3 protein-coding genes are annotated in these 2,919 nt (G+C 37.6%); all 3 read left to right on the top strand.

The window, feature by feature from the left end; genetic code table 11:
- Positions 1-543, top strand: a 543-nt coding sequence (locus IQ228_RS24220) for a DUF4351 domain-containing protein (protein WP_193964720.1), incomplete at its 5' end; no start/stop codon positions are given.
- A gap of 564 nt (positions 544-1,107) precedes the next feature.
- A complete protein-coding gene (locus tag IQ228_RS24215) occupies positions 1,108-1,254 on the top strand; it encodes an SAF domain-containing protein (protein ID WP_152540446.1) in 147 nt (48 codons plus the stop codon).
- 206 nt (positions 1,255-1,460) lie between these two features.
- Positions 1,461-2,369, top strand: a complete 909-nt coding sequence (locus IQ228_RS24210; RefSeq protein ID WP_193964719.1) for a DUF4351 domain-containing protein — start codon at positions 1,461-1,463, stop codon at positions 2,367-2,369.
- Positions 2,370-2,919: the final 550 nt, after the last annotated feature.

Below are 2,919 nucleotides of genomic sequence, written 5' to 3'. Positions count from 1 at the left end.
CTATATTTGAGTGATCTGCAGGACCAGCAAGAACTAACCCCGAATTTGATGCTTTTGCAGTTGGTGGTGACAGAAAAAGACAAAAGTGCCGTAATTGGTAGAAAGCTATTGCAGGAAGCCGACACAACAGGCGAGTTTCAAAGGCGATTGAGTTTAATCGAGACTATACTGGCTAATAAGTTCCCTGAGTTAACTAAGGAGATCATCATGAATATGCTAGAGTTAGAAACTGTGGATATTACCAAATCCCGTTTTTACCAAGAGATTATTGTCGAAGGTCTTCAGGAAGGTCGCCAAAAGGGTCTTCAGGAAGGTCGCCAAAAGGGTCTTCAGGAAGGTCTTCAAAAGGGTCTTCAGGAAGGTGAGGCTAATTTAGTTATTCGTCAATTAAGACGACGACTGGGGGAATTACCAGAGAGCCAATGTTCACAAATCAAGAGTTTTCCTGTATCACAGTTGGAGGACTTAGGAGAAGCGCTGTTGGATTTTCAGGGTATTGACGATTTGGATGACTGGCTACAAAAATATACTAAATTAAGTTAATTTATAAGTATCTGCCTTAACGATACAGAGATCCCCGACTTCTCGAAGAAGTCGGGGATCTGAAACCCTCACGGTCCGCAAATCAAATATGGTTGCTATATACATGGAACAACTCAATTGAATTCACAATCATTACGCTAGAGGGTGGTTGAAAAATTCTGATTAAGACAATTACAACATTAACCAACAAACAAATGAGCAATTACATCCTGTACATCTAGAGTTTTTTTGTCAGAATCAGGATAACCAGGATTAAAGGATTTACAGGATGTTATTTAATAATTGTTGGTGGAAATTTGGGGATTATTTTGTTTATTCTGATTAAGACAATTACAACATTAACCACCAACAAACAAATGAGCAATTACATCCTGTACATCCTCAAATCCTGGATATCCTGATTCTGACAAAAATTATCCGCGTTCATCTGCGTTTATCTGCGTTCACCTCTTAGATGATTTGGGCAGAAGTGTTAAATCAGGAAATATAATCAAAGGGATTATTTAATATGGCTAAACGTGAAGATTATCAGCTAAGGGGTAAAGCAAAAGCTGATATACCAATATGGCAGCGATCGCCGAATTAGATGAAACAATAACCACCGCTAAACAAGCAGGTTTACCCCCCAAATACTACAATCTTTTATTAGGGAAAAAAATCAAAGTAGATGTTCAAGCGGGAACACCAGTAAAGTGGGAATTGTTAATGTAATAATGTAAGTTGCTAGTTAGGTAACGCCACGCTATGCGTTTAATAGCTTTTAGATTTTTGTTTAGGAGTTGGGCTTTGATGGTCTTATAGATCTCAGTCCCTCCCCAGAAGCCCTTCTTGTGAACTGTGTTGGGAGCATATTCAAGATGGCTGATTGCGGGAGGAGTGTGTCATGGGATGGAATCTTAAATTTATAGATCAGACAAATGACCAAGAAAAAAGCAGATATTGGCGGTAAACGCCTAATTAGTTTAGCACCTGAGCAATGGGTACGTTGGTTAACTAATAACCCTGATTTAACAGTCAAAGAGATTATTAGTTCCGATTTTCAATGGGTAGCAAGAGAAAATGATGTATTAATTAAAGTCTCTAGTCCCAAGGACGGAGAATTTTTAATTCTAAATGAGTTACAATTGCGTTACAACAAGCAAGTACCCGTAAGAATTTATGCTTATACAGCCTTAGCCAAAGAAAACTATAATTTACCGGTTTATCCCGTATTGCTTAACATTCTACCTAATTCTCAAACAGAAATAATTCCTAACTGCTATGAAACGGAATTTATGGGAATTAAAACTTATCAAAACTATCATGTTATTAATCTGTGGGAATTAGATGTTAATTTAGTTTTTGAGCATAACTTATCAAGTTTATTGCCTTTTGTGCCAATATTAAAAGGAGGAGGAAATGAGAGTATTGTCAGGCAAGCAGTAATTGAATTACGAGCCAATGAAACTTTAACGGATTTAGAGCCATTATTATCATTTTTTGCGGGTTTTGTCCTGGATATACCCTTAGTTCAACAAATAATGAGGTGGGATATGACCATATTGAGAGAGTCTCCTTGGTATCAACAAATCTTAAAAGAGGGTTTGGAGACAGGAGAAAAACAAGGTTTACAGCAAGGTTTGCAGCAAGAAAGTCGTAAATTGGTATGGAAATTAATTGACCGTCGTTTTGGGACTTTATCATCTGATTTTAGCCTCAAAATTAATCGCTTATCAGTTACTCAACTAGAAGAACTAGCAACAGAGTTACTCGATCTCACTGAGATAAATCAACTAGAAAATTGGTTGCAACAAAATTCAGAGTCTGGAAACATTCCTCTCAGCTAGTACACTAGGGCGTAAATAGCATGACCATTAAAAGCTCCAAAAATTTGATTAGACATCTCCAAAAAAGATTGTAGAGGCGTTCCATGGAACGTCTCTACAGGGTTTTCAGGTCAAGCATCTTTAATTTTTGGAGATGTCTATTGATTACAAGGCTTGAAAATGGTTTATTCACTTACGCCGTGCTGTACTAGTAATGTAAGTTGCTAGTTAGGTAAATTGTTAGAATCACGTGGTTATCGAGTTTCGACTACGCTCAACTACCGCGACTTGTACTGAGCGCAGTCTAGATCAACCAGTACAGGCGATCGCTAATTGATGAAATCTCAAATTAGTCCTTGGGGAAATTCTTTAACCTTGACTCTATAAATAAAATAAGAACATCAGATCCCCGACTTCTTAGAGAAGTCGGGGATCTGAAAGATATTGAAGGCGATAGCGAAGCGCTGCTGCAAGCAGTTCGCTTGGTTAAATAAAACTCTTTCGCAGGTATCAATTATTCAGAGGAGTTAAGCAAAATGTACTGGCAATAAAGATGACATTTGAATCAGAA

The sequence above is a fragment of the Dolichospermum sp. LEGE 00246 genome, from assembly GCF_015207865.1.
Classification (GTDB): Bacteria; Cyanobacteriota; Cyanobacteriia; order Cyanobacteriales; family Nostocaceae; genus Dolichospermum; species Dolichospermum heterosporum.
Note: the sequence above shows the minus strand (reverse complement) of the source record. Positions and strands in the feature narration are given on the sequence as shown.

Excerpts from the sequence above, each read along its gene's own strand:
- IQ228_RS24215 (WP_152540446.1), top strand. The coding sequence starts at position 1,108 with ATGGCAGCGATCGCCGAATTAGATGAAACAATAACCACCGCTAAACAA.
- IQ228_RS24210 (WP_193964719.1), top strand. The coding sequence starts at position 1,461 with ATGACCAAGAAAAAAGCAGATATTGGCGGTAAACGCCTAATTAGTTTA.